A 19,119-nucleotide genomic window follows, 5' to 3' on the forward strand; every position below is an offset into this window, starting at 1 on the left:
TTCTATACCTCCATCAACATATAGCTAGGATCAGCCAACAATTTCTTTAAGTAATTCATTGATTGTTGACCTAACATACCATCAATCAAACGGTGGTCATAACTTAGTGATAGCTTCATGTTTTGTCCAACAGCCAATTCACCATTTTCATCAACGATTGGTTCCTTCAAAATTGAACCTAAGCCTAGAATAGCTGATTCCTTACCATTAATAATTGGTGTGAACCAGGTACCACGAGCTGAACCTAAGTTAGAAATTGTAATCGTTGCCCCTTGCATTTGGGCAGGCTTAATCGTTCCCTCACGGACAGCACTAGCTAAGTCAGCAATTTCAGTGGCAATTGTCATAATCGACTTACTCTCAGCATGAGCAACGACTGGTACGTACAATCCTGAAGGTGCATTAACAGCCACACCAACATTAACCGTATCATGGTAAATAACTTCATGACTATCCATATCGATAGAAGCATTGATTTCAGGGAACTTCTTACCAACAGCAGCCAATGCCTTTACTGCATAAGCTAAGTAAGTCAACTTAACACCTTGCTCTTTAGCTGGCTCCTTGAAGTTTGAGCGGTGAGCAACAAGCTTTGACACTTCAACACTATCAAAGTTGGTAACTGTAGGAATTGTTGAATTCTGTACAGACATTGCATTTGCAATTGCCTTACGAACACCAGACATTGGTTGCCGTCCTGACTTCGTATCAGCTACTTCAACCTTCTTTTCTGGTGCTGGCTTCTCATCTGGAACACTAGCCTCAGGTGCAACAGGTGCTGCTTGTGGTTCAGGTGTTGGTGCTTCAGGCGCTGCTGGTGCCCCATTAAATCCAGTCACATCAGTCATTGTAATGTGACCATGACGTCCTGATGCAGGAACCTGTGACAAATCAATGTTCTTTTCAAATGCGTAGTGACGCACTGATGGCATGGCTAAGATTTGTCCATTGGTTGCAACAACATTACCAGCAGGAGCTGCAGGTGCTTCAGAAGTTTCTGGCTCATCAGCAGGTGTCTCTTCCTCCTTTGGTGCAGGGGCTGCTTCACCAGCTCCAGTACCACTACCATCACCATCAAACTCAATCAATGGATCACCGACTTCAACCGTTGTATCAGGATCCACGAACAACTTTGTAACAGTTCCGGCGTATGGTGACACAATTTCTTGAACTAACTTATCGTTTTGCACTTCAGCAACAGAATCATCAACCTTAACTGTATCACCAACCTTAACTAACCAGTTTGTGATATCCCCTTCGGCCATTCCTTCACCGATATCAGGCATCGTAAAAATCTCAGTCATAGTTCACAACCTCCTTGGCCTTAGCAACAACGTCATCAGCCTTCATCATCCAATCATTTTCTGCTTGAGCGAATGGGTATACTGTATCAGGTGCAGCTACACGGCCAATTGGTGCTTTCAAACTCAAGATAAAGCGTTCTGAAATCTCAGCCATCACTGTAGCTGCAACTCCAGCCATACGTTGTGCTTCTTGTACCACGACAACACGACCTGTCTTCTTAACCGATTCGCCAATTGTTTCAATGTCAATTGGTGACACCGTACGAAGGTCAACAACTTCTGCTTCAATGCCTTCCTTGGCTAGCTCATCAGCAGCCTTTAAGGATACAGGCACCGCACCACCATATGAAACGATGGTTACATCAGAACCTTCACGAGCAATCGCTGCTTTATCCAATGGTGTTGTATAATAACCATCAGCAACTTCACCCTTCATTGAACGGTACAAATGCAAATTCTCTAAGTAAACAACCGGATCATCAGATTCAATTGAACTTAATAGCAAACCTTTTGCATCAGCTGGGTTAGCTGGCATAACAACACGAAGTCCAGGAACTTGCGCCACAATACCCTCCAAATTATCCGCGTGCATTTCAGGTGTCTTAGTACCACCACCATATGGTGAACGAACAACGATTGGCATATTACGTGTACCGTTGAAACGAAAACGTGCACGTGACATTTGACCAGCAATTGAATCCATTACTTCGAATAAGAAACCAAAGAATTGAATCTCCATAATTGGTCGGTAATCTGTGGCTGCTAACCCAATCGCCAAACCACCAATTCCTGATTCTGCCAAAGGCGTATTAAATACGCGATCTTCACTATACTTTGCTTGCAGACCATCAGTAGCACGGAACACACCACCATTTTCTCCAACATCTTCACCAAAAATTAGGGTGTTCTCATCTTTGTCCAAAGCTAAATCTAAAGCATCCTGAATTGCTGCAATATATGTTTTATTAGCCATAATTACTTACCCTCGCTCTCGAAGTGCTCAATTTGTTCCTTCATTACTTGTCCTGGAACTTCCAAAGTATTCTTTAGGAAATCAGAGATCTTTTGCTTGTCAATGTTATCAGCAATCTTAATTTGATCGTCGATATAACTATCTACTTCAGCAATATAGTCATCTTCCTTCTCGTCGTCCCAGATACCCTTTTCACTCATAAACTTACGCATACGAATCAATGGCTCTTTCTTCCACCACTCAGCAATGTCTTCCTTAGTACGATAACGTAGTGGATCATCACCAGCTGTTGAATGTGGCTCCAAACGGTTAGTCAATGTCTCAATCAAAACAGGACCATTACCAGCAGCAGCCCAAGCACGAGCTTCTTTAGATGCCAAGTACATTGCCAATGGATCCATTCCATCAACAACTAAACTAGGAATACCTGATCCCCAACCCTTAGCTACCAAATGTGGTGCAGCCGTTTGCAACTCACGAGGCGTTGAAATAGCGTAACCATTATTTTGTACGAAGAACACAGCGTTTGCCTTGTAAGCTGAGGCGAAGTTCACACCTTCATAGAAGTCTCCTTGTGAAGTTCCACCATCACCTGTATATGCATAGGCAACAGCATCTTCCTTACGCTTCTTCAAGCCTAAGGCAACACCAGCTGCTTCAACATATTGTGCACCAATAATGATTTGTGGCATCCATGAGTTAACTGGTTCACCATCTTCTGTAGTAAATTCATTTCCTTTAGCATGGCCACGTGACCAAAGAATCGCCTTCCATACTGGCCATCCCTTATCAACAATTTCAGGAATATCACGATAGCCTGGGAATAGCCAATCTTCCTTACCGAAAGCATAAGCTGAAGCCATTTGTGAAGCTTCCTGTCCAGCAGTTGGCGCAAAGAATCCAAAACGACCTTGCTTAGCCAATTTCGTTGAACGAATATCTAGTTGACGACTGAATAACATTTTCTTCATAATTTCAACTAGATCTTCATCTGTTAATTCAGAACGCTTGTAAGCTGCCTTATCCAACAATTTTCCATCATTATCCAACAGTTTTAATGTTGGAAAAAATTCATCTTGCGCTTCTAGTTGCTCATCAAAATCTAAAACCTTCTTGTTTGCATCTGCGATACTTGCCATTGCATGTAGCCCCTTTCTACTTATCACTGTCTCCAGTAAACAATACCGCTAACTCATCGTTGGTAATACCACCAAAGTATTGGCCATCCGAATTAGAATTCAAGACTTTAAGGATTGCCTCAGGTGAAAATACCTGACCAATGAACTTATCTTTAATTTCACGCCAATCACGAACACCTAAGAAATCCCCTGTAAAATCAATATCTTGAATTTTACCTTCCTTAACATTCGCTTTAACGTCAACACTACCGCCATCGTATTTCGCGTGATTCGTGAAATCAAACACAGGACTCTTACCATAATTCCAGTCCCAAGTTGAGAATCGCTCGTCACGCCAACGTTTAATGTCAGCGATTTGTTCATCGGTCAGTACCAATTCACCATCTTTCCCCTCGTCGGTCAGATAGTAACGTAAAGCTTCCATAAAGTCTTCTAAAGTTTGACCTCCTGGCGCATAGTTCTTAATGTTCCCTACCCGTGCACGCACGGACTTTGCTGCCTTTGAAATGAATTTTTCATCGGCAACATTTAACGACCGAACCATGGCCTCTACGTCAGTGTCCCACATCAACGTACCGTGGTGCATAAGATAACCACCTGCGTAACGTTGTGCATTACCTGAGACTTTCTTACCATCTACTTCTAAGTCATTTCGACCAGTAATCTTGGCATCAATACCAATTGCGTGTAGTGCATCATACATTGGCTCAACGAATTGTTTAAAGTTGACCTCACTACTACTTTCAACTGGCACATAGAACGTGAAGCAAATATTCCCTAAGTCGTGATAAACAGCGCCACCACCTGACATTCGGCGAACAACTTGCACACCCTCTTGATCAACATACTCCTGATTAACTTCCCCAAAAGTATTTTGATTTTGTCCCACAATGACAGCTTTTTTATTCTGCCATAGTGTGAATACTGGTTCCTTTGGCTTAAGGTTGTATAACAACCAACTATCCATAGCAATATTCTGATAGGCATCTGTGCCTAAATAATTAATATACCTCAATACATATGTCCCCCTCCAAGAAAGCGCTTACATCTTTCTACATGTTTCATTATATCACTATTTACCTATCCTACAAAAGAGGCTTGTGATATTATAAACAAGTTGATAATTCATTTATATAGTATTTTTATTTATGTTATAAACCGTATATAAAATATTTTTTTAAATAAAAAAAGTCACTATTAACACATGCAAATGTGTTATCATAGCGACATTTTTTTATTTATTTTTATATTTAATGTGTACCGTATATGCAACTACTTCTAATTTAGTGAGTGCGTAAATATGTTAGTGCATCTGAAAATGTTTTAACTGGCACTACTTTCATATTAGGTGCATATTTTTTAGCCGCCTTAACGGCTTCTTGATAATTTGTTTTACCATCAGGTTCATACTTCAGATTTTGCTTAGTCGGTTTAATATAAGGTGCAAAGAATACTTTAGCCCCAGCATCATGAGCGACAATAACTTTTTTATCAATGCCGCCAATTTCACCAACACGACCATTTTTATCAATGGTACCAGTTCCCGCAATCTTACGACCATTAGCCAAATTTTCTGAAGCCAGGCCATCATACATCTGCAAGGCAAACATCAAGCCACCAGAAGGACCACTGATTTCTCCCATGTTTGCTGAAATTTGGCGTGGTGAGGAAACGTCAACCGAATCAGTCAAAGCAATACCAATACCTGGCAGCTTTTTTGTACCAGTTAAAGCCACTGACTTACCTGTAGCGGTTTTAGGTTTGTCATTTTGCTTATAAGTAATCGTCATCGAGGTTCCGACCTTATTCGATCGAATATACTTTTGAAAACCTTTAGCAGAGCTGAATTGCTTATCATCAACAGCGGTCACCGTATCACCGACACGTAGCTTATTCTTAAAATTCGAATTTTCCTGAACAGACATCACGTAAATACCGTTAAACGTCCTTTTATAAGGTACCTTTGCTTCTTTGTAAGCAACTGCTTTAGCCTCATTTACAGCTGAATCCATATATATTTTATTAATGGCTTGACTATCCGATGCACTTGAACCACCATTGGCCTCACGGCTAGTCATCAATGTTGTCGTTGGATTAAGAGCAGCAATGATTGCACCCAGACCGTTAACTTTAGACAAATAAACGGCAGTAATCATATATTTCCCATCAGCCTTGGGCTTTTTACCATCTATTTTAATATATGATTTTAAATCATCTGCCTCACCCGGTGATTCCGCATATAGTGGTAATGGTATAACTAACCCAATTAAAACCAAGACCAGACTAATTATCCCAACTATTTTTAAACGTTTATACTTCTTATTTACTTTTTTTGTTCCCATATTATTTACCTAACTTTTCATTCAAAGCTTTTTCTATATTGTTAGGTACATATTTTGAAATATCCGTACCAGTGCTAGCCACCTCTTTTAGTAACGAGCTCGATAAGAATTGGTGATCTGGTTTAGCTAAGAGAAATACGGTTTCAACATCGCCTAACTCCTGATTCATTTGCGCAATATCTCGTTCATATTGGTAATCCTTTTCGTTTCTGAGACCCCGAATTAATACATTTGCATTAATCTTTGTCATGAAATCTACGGTTAAACCAGACATCTCAACAACCGACACATTCTTTAAATGAGCAGTTGCCTGTTCAATTAGTGCAATCTTTTCAGAAGTTTGAAAAAGATACTGCTTACTCAAATTGGTACCAACGCCAATAATAACCTCATCAAAAAGTCCTGCCGAACGATAGGCAATATCCAAGTGGCCGTTCGTAAATGGATCAAAGCTACCTGGAAACAATGCTTTTACCATATTTTACCTCCCTGTGTAACGATATAAAGTAATTACCGTAATGCCATAATCTTTCTGCTTAATTAGCTCAAAACCGGGTAAATTTTCTGGTAAATCAGCGAATTGGTCTGTTTCTGCTACGACTAAGGCTTGTGCTGCAACAAGATCCGCGTTAACCAACGCTTCAAGATCCTTAACGATTGTTTGTTTTGCATATGGTGGATCAAAATACAAAATATCAAAGGGTATCGTGTTTTGTAATCGATGAATGGCTGCTTCGGCAGTACTTTTAATCACATGAAATTTCTCTGGCTGTTTTGTTACAGCAATATTTTCTTTGATCGTTTTGATTGCAGCATATTGTCTATCAACTAAAACGGCCTCATCAATTCCTCTAGACACACCTTCGATGCTTAATCCACCTGAACCTGCATATAGATCCAAAGAACGGCCACCATCAAAATAGGGACCAATCATATTAAACAGCGCTTCTTTGACTTTGTCAGTTGTTGGTCTTGTTGCATTACCTGGAACAGCTTTTAAAGGTCGTCCACCAAAATCACCACTTACTATTCGCATCACAATTCCTCTTCATCAATCGGTTCATCTGATAATTCATCGGGGTCAATCATCAATTCAAATGATTCACCATCACTACCCACAGTGGTATCAACTTCAGGCCAGTGTGACAAACTAACAGAAGAGACGAAGCCCAATCTTTCAATTAGCTTTGTCTTTGTCTCAATATCATCTTCATCCATATAAATAACTGCATATTTCATTTTTTCGGATATATAATTAACGACACCAAAACGACGTAACTGGCGCGCTTGCCGAACATTTTTTAAATAGACAATAACGCTGCGCCTTGGCTTTACAACAAATGTCATTTAATTCACCTCTTCTAACTCAGTACTGTACTTTATCTGGCCAACAATATTTAGAGCCACACCAAATGTTATTCCCCAAGAAATCAAAGAAGATCCACCATAAGAAACTAACGGGAATGTTACCCCTGTAATCGGTAGAATACCAACGACACCACCTAGATTGATCAATATCTGGACAACAACATATGTCCCAATACCATAGAGTACTAGTCTTTGTTGCATATGGCGTGCACGAATTCCCATGACTATCAGTCGGCAAATGATAACGGCAAATACGATTAGAACAGCCCAAATTGTAATTGCACCAAGTTCTTCACCAACTACTGCCATAATAAAATCCGTATTTGGTTCCGGTAAATAACCCGTTTTTTGAATACTATTTCCTAAGCCACGGCCAAACAAACCACCATTACTAATGGCATAATATGAATTAATTAATTGGTGACCAGAATCACTAGCCACCCATGGATTAACATACGCTTCAAATCGAGCAATTTGATATTGGAAAAATGGTAATTTCCCTAATAATGGTAATGAAAATGGAATTGCAATATAAGATGCTAAAACAAATCCTACTAAAGTTAAAAGACTGCGCATTCTAACACCAGCCATCATTAGAACTATCAAAAAGATTAACAATAAAATAACAATTCCACCAAAATCAGGCATCAAAAAGACTAGTGTCATTCCTGCAAAAGGAATCAACAAATCCTGCATTTTAATTTTAGGAAACCAACTATTTTTATCTGGTTTCTTTCTAGAAAAACGATGAGCAATATATAAAATCATACTTATCTTAAAGTACTCAACTGGTTGAATACCAAAAGAACCAATATAAATCCAACCCTTTGCTCCTGAAGTGACTTGACCGAATAACAGTGCATATGCCAAACTTATCAACAAAATAACATTAATACCCAAAATAGATCGAATCACAAATTTTGATTGCCAATTAATTTTCAATGCAAAAATAACCAGCATGATGATTAAGCTCATGAGACCAAATACAGCTTGTTTAATTAGAAAGCTACTAGCAGACCCAATGGCCATATTGGTACTTGCAGTGTAAACCATTGCATCGCCAAAAATCATTATGGCGATAATTGGTATTAATAACCATAAATCTAAATAACGAAACTTATTTTTTATTCGTCCCATTAAGCTCAGATGTTTTTTCCCACCACTATGCTGATGAGTATCTATTGCTTCCATATCATTGAGCTCCTTTTATAAATAGCTTTTTCCATTTTATCACATCTAATTACCTGAAGACCTTATTCTTAAGGCAGATTATTTTATTTTTCAGCATAAGTAATAAAAACGGTTGTTCCCCATAATTGGGCAACAACCGTTTTATTAAAAATAATTTTTTATATTAACCTTGTGTTGACATCTTGCGACGCTTAGCAAACTTTTCACGCTCACTTGTATTCAAAATTTGCTTACGAATACGAACGTTTTCTGGCGTTACCTCAGCGTATTCATCATCATCCAAGAATTCCATTGATTCTTCAAGCGTCATATCACGTGGCGTCTTGATTGAAGCTGTTTGGTCCTTGTTAGATGAACGCACGTTAGTTTGGTTCTTAGCCTTAGTAACATTAACTGAAATATCATTGTCACGGCTATTCATACCAACAACCATACCTTCATAAATGTCATCAGTAGGATGGATGAACATCGTTCCACGATCTTCAACACCCATGATTGCATATGTTGTGGCTTGGCCTTGGTTAATTGAAACAAGTGTTCCATTACGACGACCAGGATTCCAGTTCTTAACAACAGGACCATATGCCTCATATGTGTGGTTGTAGATACCATATCCACGAGTCAATGACATAAACTCAGTTGAGTAACCAATTAGACCACGTGAAGGTACAATGAAGTCCAAACGTGTAGTTCCTGTACCAGTTGGTTCCATATTACGCATTTCACCCTTACGTTGGTTCAATGAATCAATCACTGCTCCAGAATACTCATCAGGTGTATCTATTTGAACGGCCTCAAATGGCTCTGATTGTACGCCATCAATTTCCTTCATAATAACCTTTGGACGTGAAACTTGAAGCTCAAAGCCTTCACGACGTAAGTTTTCAATTAAGATTGATAAGTGTAACTCACCACGTCCTGAGACCAGCCAAACACCGGCTTCATCAGTTTCAGCAACACGCAATGACACATCAGTATGTAATTCACGATTCAAACGGTCTTGAATCTGACGAGCTGTCACAAACTTACCTTCACGTCCGGCAAATGGTGAATCATTGATACGGAAAGTCATTTGTAAGGTTGGCTCATCAATACGAAGTAATGGTAATGCTTCAGGATGTGCAGGGTCAACAACTGTCTCACCAACAGAGATGTCTTCCATTCCTGAAATAGCAATCAAATCACCAGCTTGAGCTTCTTCGATTTCAATACGATCCAATCCAATGTAACCAAATAACTTTGTTACACGGAAGTTCTTCACTGATCCATCAACCTTCATAACGGCAACTGAATCACCGACTTTGATTCTTCCATTAAACACACGACCAATTCCAATACGACCCACAAAGTCATTGTAGTCTAGTAGTGAAACTTGGAATTGTAGTGGTTCTTCAGCAGTATCAACAGGAGCAGGAATTGTCTCAAAGACAGTCTTAAAGACAGGTTCCATAGTGTGCTCTTGTGTTTCAACTTCTGGCTCATATGATGATGTTCCATTCATAGCTGAAGCATAGATAACTGGGAAGTCCAATTGTTCTTCATCGGCACCAAGCTCGATAAACAAGTCCAAAACCTCATCAACAACTTCTGATGGACGGGCACCTGGACGGTCAACCTTGTTGACAATAACGATTGGTGTCAAGTTTTGTTCAAAGGCTTTCTTCAAAACAAAACGAGTTTGTGGCATTGTACCTTCAAAGGCATCAACCACAAGCAAAACACCATCAACCATTCCCATAATACGCTCAACTTCACCACCGAAGTCAGCGTGTCCTGGGGTATCCATGATGTTGATTTGCTTGTCTCCAACCTTGACAGCTGTATTCTTTGACAAGATTGTGATACCACGTTCTTTTTCTAGATCGTTTGTGTCCATCGCACGGTCGCCTAGTTCTGTACGCAAATCTAGCGTATCAGACTGCTTTAATAATTCGTTAACCAACGTTGTCTTTCCGTGATCGACGTGAGCAATAATTGCAATATTGCGGATGTTTTCGCGTTTTGCCAAAATTCTATTCTCCTTGACGCATACGTCACTTGTTTCTGTAATCGGTGTAACAATCGACAATCAATCCAACAACATTAAGTCCATTCCTTTTGAATTTCTTTAATATCATCGTATGTCTTCTCTGTTGCCACAAGCACTGAACCTGATACTAACATATTCAAAGGGTGTTCGTCAATTGTTCCAACCTTTAATCCTAAAGATTTTGCCAGAACAACACCAGCAGCAAAATCCCATGGTCGCATACGACTGAGGTAAGCAACCGCTTTCCCTGTTAGCACATGTAAATATGAAATTCCTGCTGAGCCGTAAACGCGATATCCAATCGCCGATTTAGCTAACTCTGGAAAGCCCTTTTCTTCATATAATAGTCGGGCACCTGATAGAATAATAAGACCATCTTTCAATGGCACATCTGCTGGTGCCTGCAATGGTTCATCATTATGAAAAACACCAAAATCAGGCCCACCATGAACGACATCATGATTGGTGATATCCATAATCCATGCCATAACAGGTTCACCATCTTCATAGACAGCTATCATGGTAGCAAATTCATCTTGTTGTTTGACAAAGTTCATCGTACCATCAATCGGGTCAACATACCAAATCCGACCTTCTGTCGATTTTACAGCATCCCCAAATCCTTCTTCGCCTAGAATCTGTGCTTCCGGATCAAATGTTCTAATATGTTGCACATAATACTGTTCAACTTCTCGATCAACATTGGTAACTAAATCTCGATGACCAGACTTTGTCTCGATTTGCATTCGTTGGCAAACTCGTTTCATGACAATGTCACTTACATCATCTAGCCAACCGAGCACCGTTTCATCCATCTTTTGTAATTGTGCCTGACTCATAAACGCTAGTCCTCCATTTTTAGATGATGGCTCTCCGTCTGACGCGCTAATTTCACAGTTTTGTAAATACTGTAGCCTGATGTGCTTTCGAATTCACGTCCAATTTGTTTTTCTTCACTTTTACTAGGAACGACTGTCTTAAAAGCAGCGTAGGCGTCCAATAAGGTTTGGCGATCAACACTAATTTCATAGGCATTAGCCACCGCCGAATATAACTTACTGGCATTGATAATATCATCTTTATTCCAACCAGATAGAATTGGGTAAGTAAAATTTTTATCTGAGTTTGCCATATAAATCACCCTAAATAACGTGTATTGTCAGTTTCGGCCCATGGATCAGTTTTATTAATATGGTCATAATACAATGTACCGTGCAAATGGTCGATTTCATGTTGGAATACAATCGCAGGATAACCCTCAAGACGCAACTCTTGCTTTTCGCCGGTTTCATCTTGAAACTTTACGGTAATTCGGTATGATCGTGCAACATAACCAGGTAAGTCATTATCCACAGATAAGCAACCCTCACCCATTGATAAAGCGCCCTTTTTTACTGATTGACGGGTAATAACTGGATTGTAAATCGTTCCTTTAAAGAAGTAATCATCACCAGTTTCTTTTTGATCTTGTAGTTCTTCTACATCATCCGTAGGAATTAAGATTGATGAAAATTGTTGTGAAATACCTACTTGAGGTGCAGCTAAGCCAACACCTGGTCGTAAACCATATTTCTCATTCCTTTTTTCGTCCTGGCTGACAACCAGGTACTCCATCATATTTTTTGACGCTTCTTTTACTTCATCAGACAAAGGAAATTCAACCTTAGCTGCACGCTCACGTAAAACTTCATTACCATCACGTGTAATTTCATTCATCAAATACATCTTCAGAATCTCCTATTTTTTAAGTTAATTTTAGTATACCAAATTCTAAACGGGTTGATTCAATTTCCTTAAATCTCTAATATAAGCGGCCGTTTCTTGGTTAATAATGTGTGCAATATCAATATGTAATTCCGGTATACGTGTATCATACCAAACGTCTGTTACTAATAATGCCATATCTGTTTCTGAAGCACTCTGCAAATTATTTTTTTCAGCATATTCTCTTAAAGCATTGTTAACTGCTTGTCTCACCACAACAACTTCTTGCACTCCCGATACTGGTAAAACAAACTCAAAAGCCATCACTTCATGACCCCAAATATTGGCTACCAAGGTTGAAGAAATATATTTATCAGAATTCAAGTAAAGTGCATCCCCTAAATCACCCAGAGCATAAGTTAAACCTTTATTCACTATTTGTTGTGATGCAATAATTTGTCGTTCAGTCAGACGCCGCCCATATCGCCGATAAATTGTTACTGCAATAATAACACTTATTATAACTATCAGAACCCATAGAATCCACATTATAGTCTCCCTTCAAAAAAATTACATATTTCTTTAATAATCATTATATTTAGTGTACCTGAATTCCAAGTAAAAAACGATTGATTAGACGGCAATACTGCAACATTTATTAATAACCGAAATACGCGCGAATGTTATACCTTATGTATAACATTGTAAAGGAGAACTTTTACGTTAGTAGCAGATAATACCATTTTCTGCTAAACTAGCTATATACAAAGAATCGGAATAAAAAATAAGGAGATACTTTATTACTATGATTTTTAAAGTTTACTATCAACCTAACACCTTCCAAAGTCCTGAACGTGAAAATACACATTCTCTATACTTGGATGCAACAGATTTACCAGCTGCTCGTTTAGCTGTTGAATCAAATACTGATTACAATGTCGAACATATTGAACAACTATCAGAAAAGGCTCTTGCATACGAGCAACAGAGCCCAGATTTTAAGTTGACGGAGTTTTAATATATGAAAACTGATTTAACTATTCGGCCTGAGGAGACAGCAGTCTATGCTTTGGGTGGTTTAGGTGAAATCGGAAAGAACACTTACGGTATTGAATTTGGCGATGAAATTATCGTCGTTGATGCTGGTGTTAAATTCCCCGAAGATGATCTTCTCGGAGTTGACTACGTTATTCCCGATTATACCTACCTCAAAGAAAATAAAGACAAAATTAAAGCACTCGTCATTACTCATGGGCACGAAGATCACATTGGTGCCATTCACTTCTTTTTGAATGCTGTCAATGTTCCTGTATATGCTGGACCATTAGCAATGGCCCTGATCAAAAATAAATTAGACGAACACGGTCTTTTAAATAGTACAGAGCTACATGAAATAAATGAAGATACCGTTCTTAAATTCGATAAAATGAGTGTTGAATTTTTCCGTACAACTCATTCTATCCCCGACACTTTTGGTGTGGCCGTCCATACCCCTTCTGGAACCATTGTTGAAACAGGTGATTTTAAATTTGATTTAACACCAACAACTAAACAAGCACCTAATCTACAAAAGATGGCTCGCATTGGTTCTGAAGGTGTACTATTACTGATGTCAGATTCAACCAATGCTGAACGTCCAGAATTTTCAAAGTCTGAACGTTGGGTTGGGAAAACCATTGACAAATTATTCAACGAAATTGATGGCAGAATTATTTTTGCAACCTTTGCATCAAATATGTCTCGAATTCAAATGGCAACCAAAGCGGCAATTGAACATGGTCGCAAAATTGCCATCTTTGGTCGTTCAATGGAAAGCGCCGTCACTAATGGCCTAGCCCTTGGATACCTTGATATTCCTGAGGATATGTTAGTAGATGCTCACGAGATCAATCGTTTACCACCAGAAGAAGTTCTCATTATGTCAACTGGTTCTCAAGGTGAACCAATGGCTGCCCTAGCCCGGATTGCCAACGGTACCCACCGACAGATATCAATCCAGCCAAATGATACGGTCATCTTTTCTAGTTCACCAATTCCTGGTAACACACAATCTGTGAACCGCGTTATTAATGAATTAGAAGAAGCTGGTGCAAATGTTATTCATGGTAAAATCAATAACATCCACGCCTCGGGTCACGGTGGTCAGGAAGAACAAAAGTTAATGCTTTCACTCATGAAGCCGAAATTCTTTATGCCAATTCACGGTGAATACAGAATGTTGAAGGTTCATGAAGGACTTGGTCATGATGTTGGCGTTCCTGCAGAGAACACTTTTGTTTTGGACAATGGTGACGTACTTGCGGTATCACCAGATGAAGCCAGAGTTGCTGGTCATGTACCAGCCCAAGATACTTATGTTGATGGCAACGGTATCGGTGATGTTGGTACGGCTGTATTACGCGACCGACAAATGCTTTCTGAAGATGGTCTAGTCGTTGTTGTTGCAACGATCGATCTAAAGAATAAAGAAATCACTGCCGGACCAGATATATTATCACGTGGTTTTATCTATATGCGTGAGTCTGAAGAATTAATAAACGAAGGTCGCAAGGTAATATTCCACGCAATCTTATCTGCCATGCACGAAACAACTGCTAACGAACATAGTATTCGAAACGCAGTTGTTTCACAATTACAACGTTTCTTATTCGAACAGACAAAACGTCGACCACTGATTTTACCTATGTTCATTATGATTTAAAATATAAAAAAATAAGACTCCACCTTAATCTCAGGTGGAGTCTTATTTTTTATATATAGAAAGGATATTTTATAGTGCTTAGGTATAGGAGATTTTTTCTAGCCGGAATGACCTCGCCATCTAAATGACTATATTCTTTTGTCTCGGATCTTAATCCAATCCGCGCTGACTTCAAATGATGTACCTCCGAATATCGATAATGATTACCTCTTAACAAGGCACCAATCAACCAAATTAAACGACCTAAGCTTTTCGGACGATCCACCAAAATAATATCAAAGAGACCATCAACTGAACTAGCATCAGGCAATATTTTAATTCCCCCGCCAAAATACGGCTGATTCGACACTGTTATTAAAAAGGCATTATTAGTACAATAACTTTCCTTTTGATCCTGTAACACCACTTCAGCACCAAAAGCATCTTGTTGCTGCAAGCTTTGAAAAATGGCTAAAAAATAACTGAATCCACCTAGATGATATCGATTCAACCACCGCTTAATTTTTGACTGATTAGCAAAGGCAACGGTCGTAGCATCGATACCGATACCAAGATTGTTGACAAAATAGGATACTTCACTAGTTTGTTCATCAAGACATTTGCCAATATCTAATAATATTACGTTATTTTGCTCTATCTGACGATTAATCCGTTTAAACGCTTGAATTGGATCATCTGATAATTGATGGCTTCTAGCAAAATCGTTACCAGATCCAGCCGAAATATAGGCAATAGGCCTAGTCTGGTTTAGTGTCTTATTTTTTAGCAAACCATTCAACGCTTCATGAAGTGTTCCATCACCACCAATAATAACCACCGGTACTTGATCATGTGTGCTTTGAAATAGTTGATTTTCAATAGCTCCTGGACCATCAGAATAAAACACACGGTAAGCAATTGATTGTTCATTTAGGTAGCTTTGTAACTTTTGCCATTTTTGTTTCGCAACGCCATTACCAGCAATTGGGTTAACCCAAAAACTATATGCCATTTTGACAGTCACCCCTTCATACAATCGTTAACTATCAGTATAACGAGTTAAGTGAATTTTTCCTATAGCGCTCTTATTTTTTATTAATTCCCCAATATTCTGCTTTGTAGGCATCACGCGCCTGCTTTTCTTCTGCATAAGTCTCAGCATGTTTTTTATAAAACTGTTGGTGCTCATCTTCAGCATCCCAGAAAACACCAGCTTTTTCAATTTTCGTGACAATCGGATCATCTCCAAAAATACCTGATGATGCCAATGCTTCTTTAGACTCGTTAGCAATCTTTGCTTGCTCTTCAGAATTCACAAAAATAACTGGCCGGTAATTATCACCGCGATCTTGAAACTGTCCCATAGCATCTGTTGGGTCAGCTGTTTGCCAATATAAATCAACAAGGTTTTTATAAGTCACGACGTCAGTATCAAACCACACTTTAACTGCTTCAGTGTGCCCCGTTTTATGGGCCTTTACTTGTTCGTAAGTTGGATTATCTACAAATCCACCCGTATATCCTGAACGAACTTTTAAAATACCAGGAAGCGTTTCGAATGGTTCAACCATGCACCAAAAACATCCCCCTGCAAAAATTGCTGTCTCTTCAACCATAATCATATCTCCTTATTTTAGTTTAATGTCCCAAGCTGCCTTTTCAGCCGAACCATATAAATCTTTCATATGTGCTTTCGTCTTATCTGTTTGATAAGTTTTTACAACTTGACGGTATATCTTTTTATTCTGTTTATCTTTTCGTGAAACAATAATATTGATATAACCCTTGTTTGCCTTATTAATTGGTTCTGTATACAACGCTTTATCAATATCTAACTTTGCATCCAATGCATAATTCGTATTGACTACCCCAGCATCGACCCCCTTTAACGCCGATGCTGTTTGTTCAGAATTCACTTCTTTTACCTTAAAATTCTTCTTATTGGTGGTAATGTCCTTAACACCAGGGACTTTCTTATCATGATTGTATTTGATCAATTTTGCAGACTCTAGAACATCTAATGCTCTTTTTTCGTTAGAACCATCATTTGGTACAATAATGGTTGCATTTTTAGGTAAATCATCTAAGTTTTTGTATTTTTCGGAATAAATCCTAATTGGTGTCACATAAGTTTTACCAATTGGCACCAATTTTTTACCCAAGTGTTTATTCTGTTCTTTAAAATAATCAATTGTTTGCATGGCATTTAAATCAATTGATTTATCTACCAAGGCTTGATTAGGTTTTACATAGTCAGTAAATACCTTTAATTTGACATTAATATTATATTTCTTAGCCGCATCTTTTTTAACATACTCCCAGAGTTGTCGATCAGAATCCCCCACAAGTCCAACTGTGACAGTCTTAGCCTTACTATTTGCTGAGACTTCTGGGCCAACTGTATTCGTCACCAACACAGATACACTCAATGCACCTATAATTGTCGATACAAGCCGTATTTTTCTTTTATTCATATTTTCCTCCATAAAAAAAGTCGTTCCTAGGATCTAAACCTAGAAACGACTACTCGTGTTACCATTCTAATTTTTTCTAATGATTACTCAATAAAAACTCTGAACGTGCAAGCAGGGTGCGAAATGATGCATTGCTTATACGTGTGTCTAATAACGAAGACCATCCCGTGTACTATTCATGAACTTGCCATTTATAATACCCAATCACAGGCCATTTTCCATCATCTTCCTCAGACTGCTTTTCAGCTAACTGCAGCTCTCTATACATCGGATTATCATGTACTTCCCTGATCAACTTGTTTAAAAATGTTTTACGTATGAAATATATATTAGATGATTCTAATTTTTAAGTCAATAGGTTTTATAAATCTTACGCTAATCATCACTATCATTGACGGCTTGCAAAGCTGTTGCACCAACAAAATTTATCGGTTGTGTAAAATTAGGTTGGAAAAAGAAGTCAGCCATTGCCAAATCATCAATCGTCATATTATTTTGAATTGCCAAAGAAACAACGTTAGCAGCTTGGGAAATATCATGTTTTGACATAAACGCTGCACCAACGATACGCCGTGTTTTCTTTTCCCAAGTTAAGGTTGATAATACTGGTGTGGTTGATAGCATAAATTCAGGCCGATAATTCTCTTCGTAGATTGTTTCCTCAACTTCCAAACCACGTTGTTCTGCAGTTGCCTTATTCAAACCAGTTGCTGACATGGCAAATCCATATAATTCAACGGCTGACGTACCCTGAGTACCACTATAAGGTAAATGATGACCATCAATATTCTTACCAACTAACATGCCTTGACGAATCGCATTTGTAGCTAGTGGTAAGTAATCATATTCGTGTGTTGGATTGTAATAAACAGTCGTTGCATCTCCAGCAGCATAAACATCAGGCATGCTGGTTTCCATATATTTGTTAGTAATGATAGCCCCATTATCAAGCATATCAATCTGCCCGGCAAACAACTGTGTATTAGGCAAAAATCCAATCCCTAAGACAGCAATATCAGCTTCATAACTACCTTTATCCGTATTGACTCGAATGCCGCCATCAGGCAAATCCTCGAATGAGGTCACCATCTGATTGAGAGCCAGCTTCACACCATGTTCTTGAAATGATTGCGCCAAACGATTTGAAATGACTGGGCTAAAGTTTTTCGGCAATACACGGTCAAAGCCATCAACTAAAGTCACCTGTTTGTCTGTCACCGAAAACTGCTCGGCAATTTCAGCACCAATATAGCCAGCACCAATCACAATCGCACGTTTTACATCACTAGCAACAGCTTTTATTTTCTGAGCATCTTCCCATGACTTAACCATATAGATACGGTCACTGTCGATGCCACTAATCTTAGGAAGTAACGGTTTTGATCCAGTCGTGATAACAATTTTGTCAAATATTTCTGAAGATATTTCTCCAGTTAATAAGTCTTTAACCTGCACAGATTTTTCAGCTAGGTTCGCGGCAACCACTTCATGTTGCATCTTCATAATGATACCTTTATCTGTCATCGTCGCTGGTGTTTCATAGAACATACGTTGTTCGTCAGAAACATGGTCACCCAACCACAATGCGATACCACATGATAAAAACGAGACGGTTGTATGTTGTTCGAATACCGTTACTTCAGCATCTGGATGTTGTTGTTTAACTTGAATCGCTGAAAATGTACCTGCATGAGTACTACCAATAATTGCAACTTTCATGATAACTTCACCAAAATTCCTCTCATATGACACTTGCTAATTAAAAAATATTCTATTCACAAATTAAAAACACTGTTAAATTAATATTTATAAGCTAAATAAATCATTTAACGGTAGTTATTAGTTACACGTTTCACAATTAATATTGTAACTTATTTCACAATAAAGTCAATAAAAATGGCTCTATACTTTCTAG

The 19,119-nt window shown here is 38.6% G+C and carries 20 protein-coding genes and 1 other annotated feature; of the genes, 2 read left to right on the top strand and 18 right to left on the bottom strand.

What is annotated here, in order from left to right; all coding sequences use genetic code 11:
- Window positions 1-2 precede the first annotated feature (2 nt).
- The 14 genes from FOL01_RS06065 to FOL01_RS06130 form a co-directional block, all read right to left on the bottom strand.
- Window positions 3-1,304: a 2-oxo acid dehydrogenase subunit E2 gene (locus FOL01_RS06065; RefSeq protein ID WP_075269809.1), complete on the bottom strand. Its 1,302-nt coding sequence runs from the start codon at window positions 1,302-1,304 to the stop codon at window positions 3-5.
- Entirely contained in the window at window positions 1,297-2,277 is a 981-nt protein-coding gene (locus FOL01_RS06070; protein ID WP_075269810.1) for an alpha-ketoacid dehydrogenase subunit beta, read from the bottom strand. Before FOL01_RS06070 ends, FOL01_RS06065 begins: the two co-directional genes overlap by 8 nt.
- Window positions 2,278-2,279: 2 nt before the next feature.
- On the bottom strand, window positions 2,280-3,416 hold the full coding sequence (locus FOL01_RS06075; protein WP_075269811.1) for a thiamine pyrophosphate-dependent dehydrogenase E1 component subunit alpha: 1,137 nt from the start codon (window positions 3,414-3,416) through the stop codon (window positions 2,280-2,282).
- A gap of 16 nt (window positions 3,417-3,432) precedes the next feature.
- A complete protein-coding gene (locus FOL01_RS06080; protein WP_075269812.1) occupies window positions 3,433-4,431 on the bottom strand; it encodes a lipoate--protein ligase in 999 nt (332 codons plus the stop codon).
- A 268-nt stretch (window positions 4,432-4,699) separates the two neighbouring features.
- Complete coding sequence (locus tag FOL01_RS06085) at window positions 4,700-5,758, bottom strand: SepM family pheromone-processing serine protease (RefSeq protein ID WP_075269813.1); 1,059 nt, start codon at window positions 5,756-5,758, stop codon at window positions 4,700-4,702.
- Window position 5,759: 1 nt separating this feature from the next.
- A complete protein-coding gene (gene coaD, locus FOL01_RS06090; RefSeq protein WP_075269814.1) occupies window positions 5,760-6,236 on the bottom strand; it encodes a pantetheine-phosphate adenylyltransferase in 477 nt (158 codons plus the stop codon).
- Window positions 6,237-6,239: 3 nt separating this feature from the next.
- Window positions 6,240-6,794, bottom strand: coding sequence for a 16S rRNA (guanine(966)-N(2))-methyltransferase RsmD (gene rsmD, locus FOL01_RS06095; protein ID WP_075269815.1), 555 nt, complete (start codon window positions 6,792-6,794; stop codon window positions 6,240-6,242).
- Window positions 6,794-7,105, bottom strand: a complete 312-nt coding sequence (locus tag FOL01_RS06100) for a YlbG family protein (RefSeq protein ID WP_075269816.1) — start codon at window positions 7,103-7,105, stop codon at window positions 6,794-6,796. The genes rsmD and FOL01_RS06100 overlap by 1 nt, the downstream gene beginning before the upstream one ends.
- Complete coding sequence (locus FOL01_RS06105; RefSeq protein WP_083603451.1) at window positions 7,106-8,317, bottom strand: FtsW/RodA/SpoVE family cell cycle protein; 1,212 nt, start codon at window positions 8,315-8,317, stop codon at window positions 7,106-7,108.
- Window positions 8,318-8,480: 163 nt separating this feature from the next.
- A complete protein-coding gene (typA, locus tag FOL01_RS06110) occupies window positions 8,481-10,325 on the bottom strand; it encodes a translational GTPase TypA (protein ID WP_075269817.1) in 1,845 nt (614 codons plus the stop codon).
- A 74-nt stretch (window positions 10,326-10,399) separates the two neighbouring features.
- A complete protein-coding gene (locus FOL01_RS06115; protein WP_075269818.1) occupies window positions 10,400-11,185 on the bottom strand; it encodes an inositol monophosphatase family protein in 786 nt (261 codons plus the stop codon).
- Between the two features lie 5 nt (window positions 11,186-11,190).
- Window positions 11,191-11,478: a UPF0223 family protein gene (locus FOL01_RS06120; protein WP_075269819.1), complete on the bottom strand. Its 288-nt coding sequence runs from the start codon at window positions 11,476-11,478 to the stop codon at window positions 11,191-11,193.
- A 5-nt stretch (window positions 11,479-11,483) separates the two neighbouring features.
- A complete protein-coding gene (def, locus tag FOL01_RS06125) occupies window positions 11,484-12,071 on the bottom strand; it encodes a peptide deformylase (protein ID WP_075269820.1) in 588 nt (195 codons plus the stop codon).
- 45 nt (window positions 12,072-12,116) lie between these two features.
- A complete protein-coding gene (locus FOL01_RS06130; RefSeq protein ID WP_075269821.1) occupies window positions 12,117-12,599 on the bottom strand; it encodes a hypothetical protein in 483 nt (160 codons plus the stop codon).
- 256 nt (window positions 12,600-12,855) lie between these two features.
- Between FOL01_RS06130 and FOL01_RS06135 the strand changes: the two genes are divergently transcribed.
- Both FOL01_RS06135 and rnjA read left to right on the top strand, forming a co-directional pair.
- Window positions 12,856-13,068, top strand: a complete 213-nt coding sequence (locus FOL01_RS06135) for a DNA-directed RNA polymerase subunit epsilon (protein WP_075269822.1) — start codon at window positions 12,856-12,858, stop codon at window positions 13,066-13,068.
- 3 nt (window positions 13,069-13,071) lie between these two features.
- Window positions 13,072-14,751, top strand: coding sequence for a ribonuclease J1 (rnjA, locus tag FOL01_RS06140; RefSeq protein WP_075269823.1), 1,680 nt, complete (start codon window positions 13,072-13,074; stop codon window positions 14,749-14,751).
- A gap of 49 nt (window positions 14,752-14,800) precedes the next feature.
- On the opposite strand, the gene FOL01_RS06145 is transcribed toward rnjA, so the two are convergent.
- The 4 genes from FOL01_RS06145 to FOL01_RS06160 all read right to left on the bottom strand — a co-directional run bounded on the left by FOL01_RS06145 (window position 14,801) and on the right by FOL01_RS06160 (window position 18,923).
- Window positions 14,801-15,742, bottom strand: a complete 942-nt coding sequence (locus tag FOL01_RS06145; RefSeq protein WP_075269824.1) for a diacylglycerol/lipid kinase family protein — start codon at window positions 15,740-15,742, stop codon at window positions 14,801-14,803.
- A gap of 73 nt (window positions 15,743-15,815) precedes the next feature.
- The gene (gene msrA / locus FOL01_RS06150) at window positions 15,816-16,346 is read right to left on the bottom strand and encodes a peptide-methionine (S)-S-oxide reductase MsrA (RefSeq protein ID WP_075269825.1); all 531 of its coding nucleotides are present in this window, start codon (window positions 16,344-16,346) and stop codon (window positions 15,816-15,818) included.
- 12 nt (window positions 16,347-16,358) lie between these two features.
- Window positions 16,359-17,204 carry a MetQ/NlpA family ABC transporter substrate-binding protein gene (locus tag FOL01_RS06155; protein WP_075269826.1) on the bottom strand — a complete coding sequence of 282 codons (846 nt, stop codon included), beginning with the start codon at window positions 17,202-17,204 and terminating at the stop codon, window positions 16,359-16,361.
- Between the two features lie 38 nt (window positions 17,205-17,242).
- Window positions 17,243-17,508, bottom strand: a binding site (T-box leader).
- A gap of 71 nt (window positions 17,509-17,579) precedes the next feature.
- Window positions 17,580-18,923, bottom strand: coding sequence for an FAD-dependent oxidoreductase (locus tag FOL01_RS06160; RefSeq protein WP_075269827.1), 1,344 nt, complete (start codon window positions 18,921-18,923; stop codon window positions 17,580-17,582).
- Between the last annotated feature and the right edge of the window lie 196 nt (window positions 18,924-19,119).

This window comes from Weissella thailandensis (assembly GCF_001932615.1).
GTDB classification, from domain to species: Bacteria; Bacillota; Bacilli; order Lactobacillales; family Lactobacillaceae; genus Weissella; species Weissella thailandensis.

Coding starts and splice junctions, on each gene's coding strand:
- FOL01_RS06065 (WP_075269809.1), bottom strand. CDS start 1,304: ATGACTGAGATTTTTACGATGCCTGATATCGGTGAAGGAATGGCCGAA.
- FOL01_RS06070 (WP_075269810.1), bottom strand. CDS start 2,277: ATGGCTAATAAAACATATATTGCAGCAATTCAGGATGCTTTAGATTTA.
- FOL01_RS06075 (WP_075269811.1), bottom strand. CDS start 3,416: ATGGCAAGTATCGCAGATGCAAACAAGAAGGTTTTAGATTTTGATGAG.
- FOL01_RS06085 (WP_075269813.1), bottom strand. CDS start 5,758: ATGGGAACAAAAAAAGTAAATAAGAAGTATAAACGTTTAAAAATAGTT.
- coaD (WP_075269814.1), bottom strand. CDS start 6,236: ATGGTAAAAGCATTGTTTCCAGGTAGCTTTGATCCATTTACGAACGGC.
- rsmD (WP_075269815.1), bottom strand. CDS start 6,794: ATGCGAATAGTAAGTGGTGATTTTGGTGGACGACCTTTAAAAGCTGTT.
- FOL01_RS06100 (WP_075269816.1), bottom strand. CDS start 7,105: ATGACATTTGTTGTAAAGCCAAGGCGCAGCGTTATTGTCTATTTAAAA.
- FOL01_RS06105 (WP_083603451.1), bottom strand. CDS start 8,317: ATGGAAGCAATAGATACTCATCAGCATAGTGGTGGGAAAAAACATCTG.
- FOL01_RS06115 (WP_075269818.1), bottom strand. CDS start 11,185: ATGAGTCAGGCACAATTACAAAAGATGGATGAAACGGTGCTCGGTTGG.
- FOL01_RS06120 (WP_075269819.1), bottom strand. CDS start 11,478: ATGGCAAACTCAGATAAAAATTTTACTTACCCAATTCTATCTGGTTGG.
- def (WP_075269820.1), bottom strand. CDS start 12,071: ATGTATTTGATGAATGAAATTACACGTGATGGTAATGAAGTTTTACGT.
- FOL01_RS06130 (WP_075269821.1), bottom strand. CDS start 12,599: ATGTGGATTCTATGGGTTCTGATAGTTATAATAAGTGTTATTATTGCA.
- FOL01_RS06135 (WP_075269822.1), top strand. CDS start 12,856: ATGATTTTTAAAGTTTACTATCAACCTAACACCTTCCAAAGTCCTGAA.
- rnjA (WP_075269823.1), top strand. CDS start 13,072: ATGAAAACTGATTTAACTATTCGGCCTGAGGAGACAGCAGTCTATGCT.
- FOL01_RS06145 (WP_075269824.1), bottom strand. CDS start 15,742: ATGGCATATAGTTTTTGGGTTAACCCAATTGCTGGTAATGGCGTTGCG.
- msrA (WP_075269825.1), bottom strand. CDS start 16,346: ATGGTTGAAGAGACAGCAATTTTTGCAGGGGGATGTTTTTGGTGCATG.
- FOL01_RS06155 (WP_075269826.1), bottom strand. CDS start 17,204: ATGAATAAAAGAAAAATACGGCTTGTATCGACAATTATAGGTGCATTG.
- FOL01_RS06160 (WP_075269827.1), bottom strand. CDS start 18,923: ATGAAAGTTGCAATTATTGGTAGTACTCATGCAGGTACATTTTCAGCG.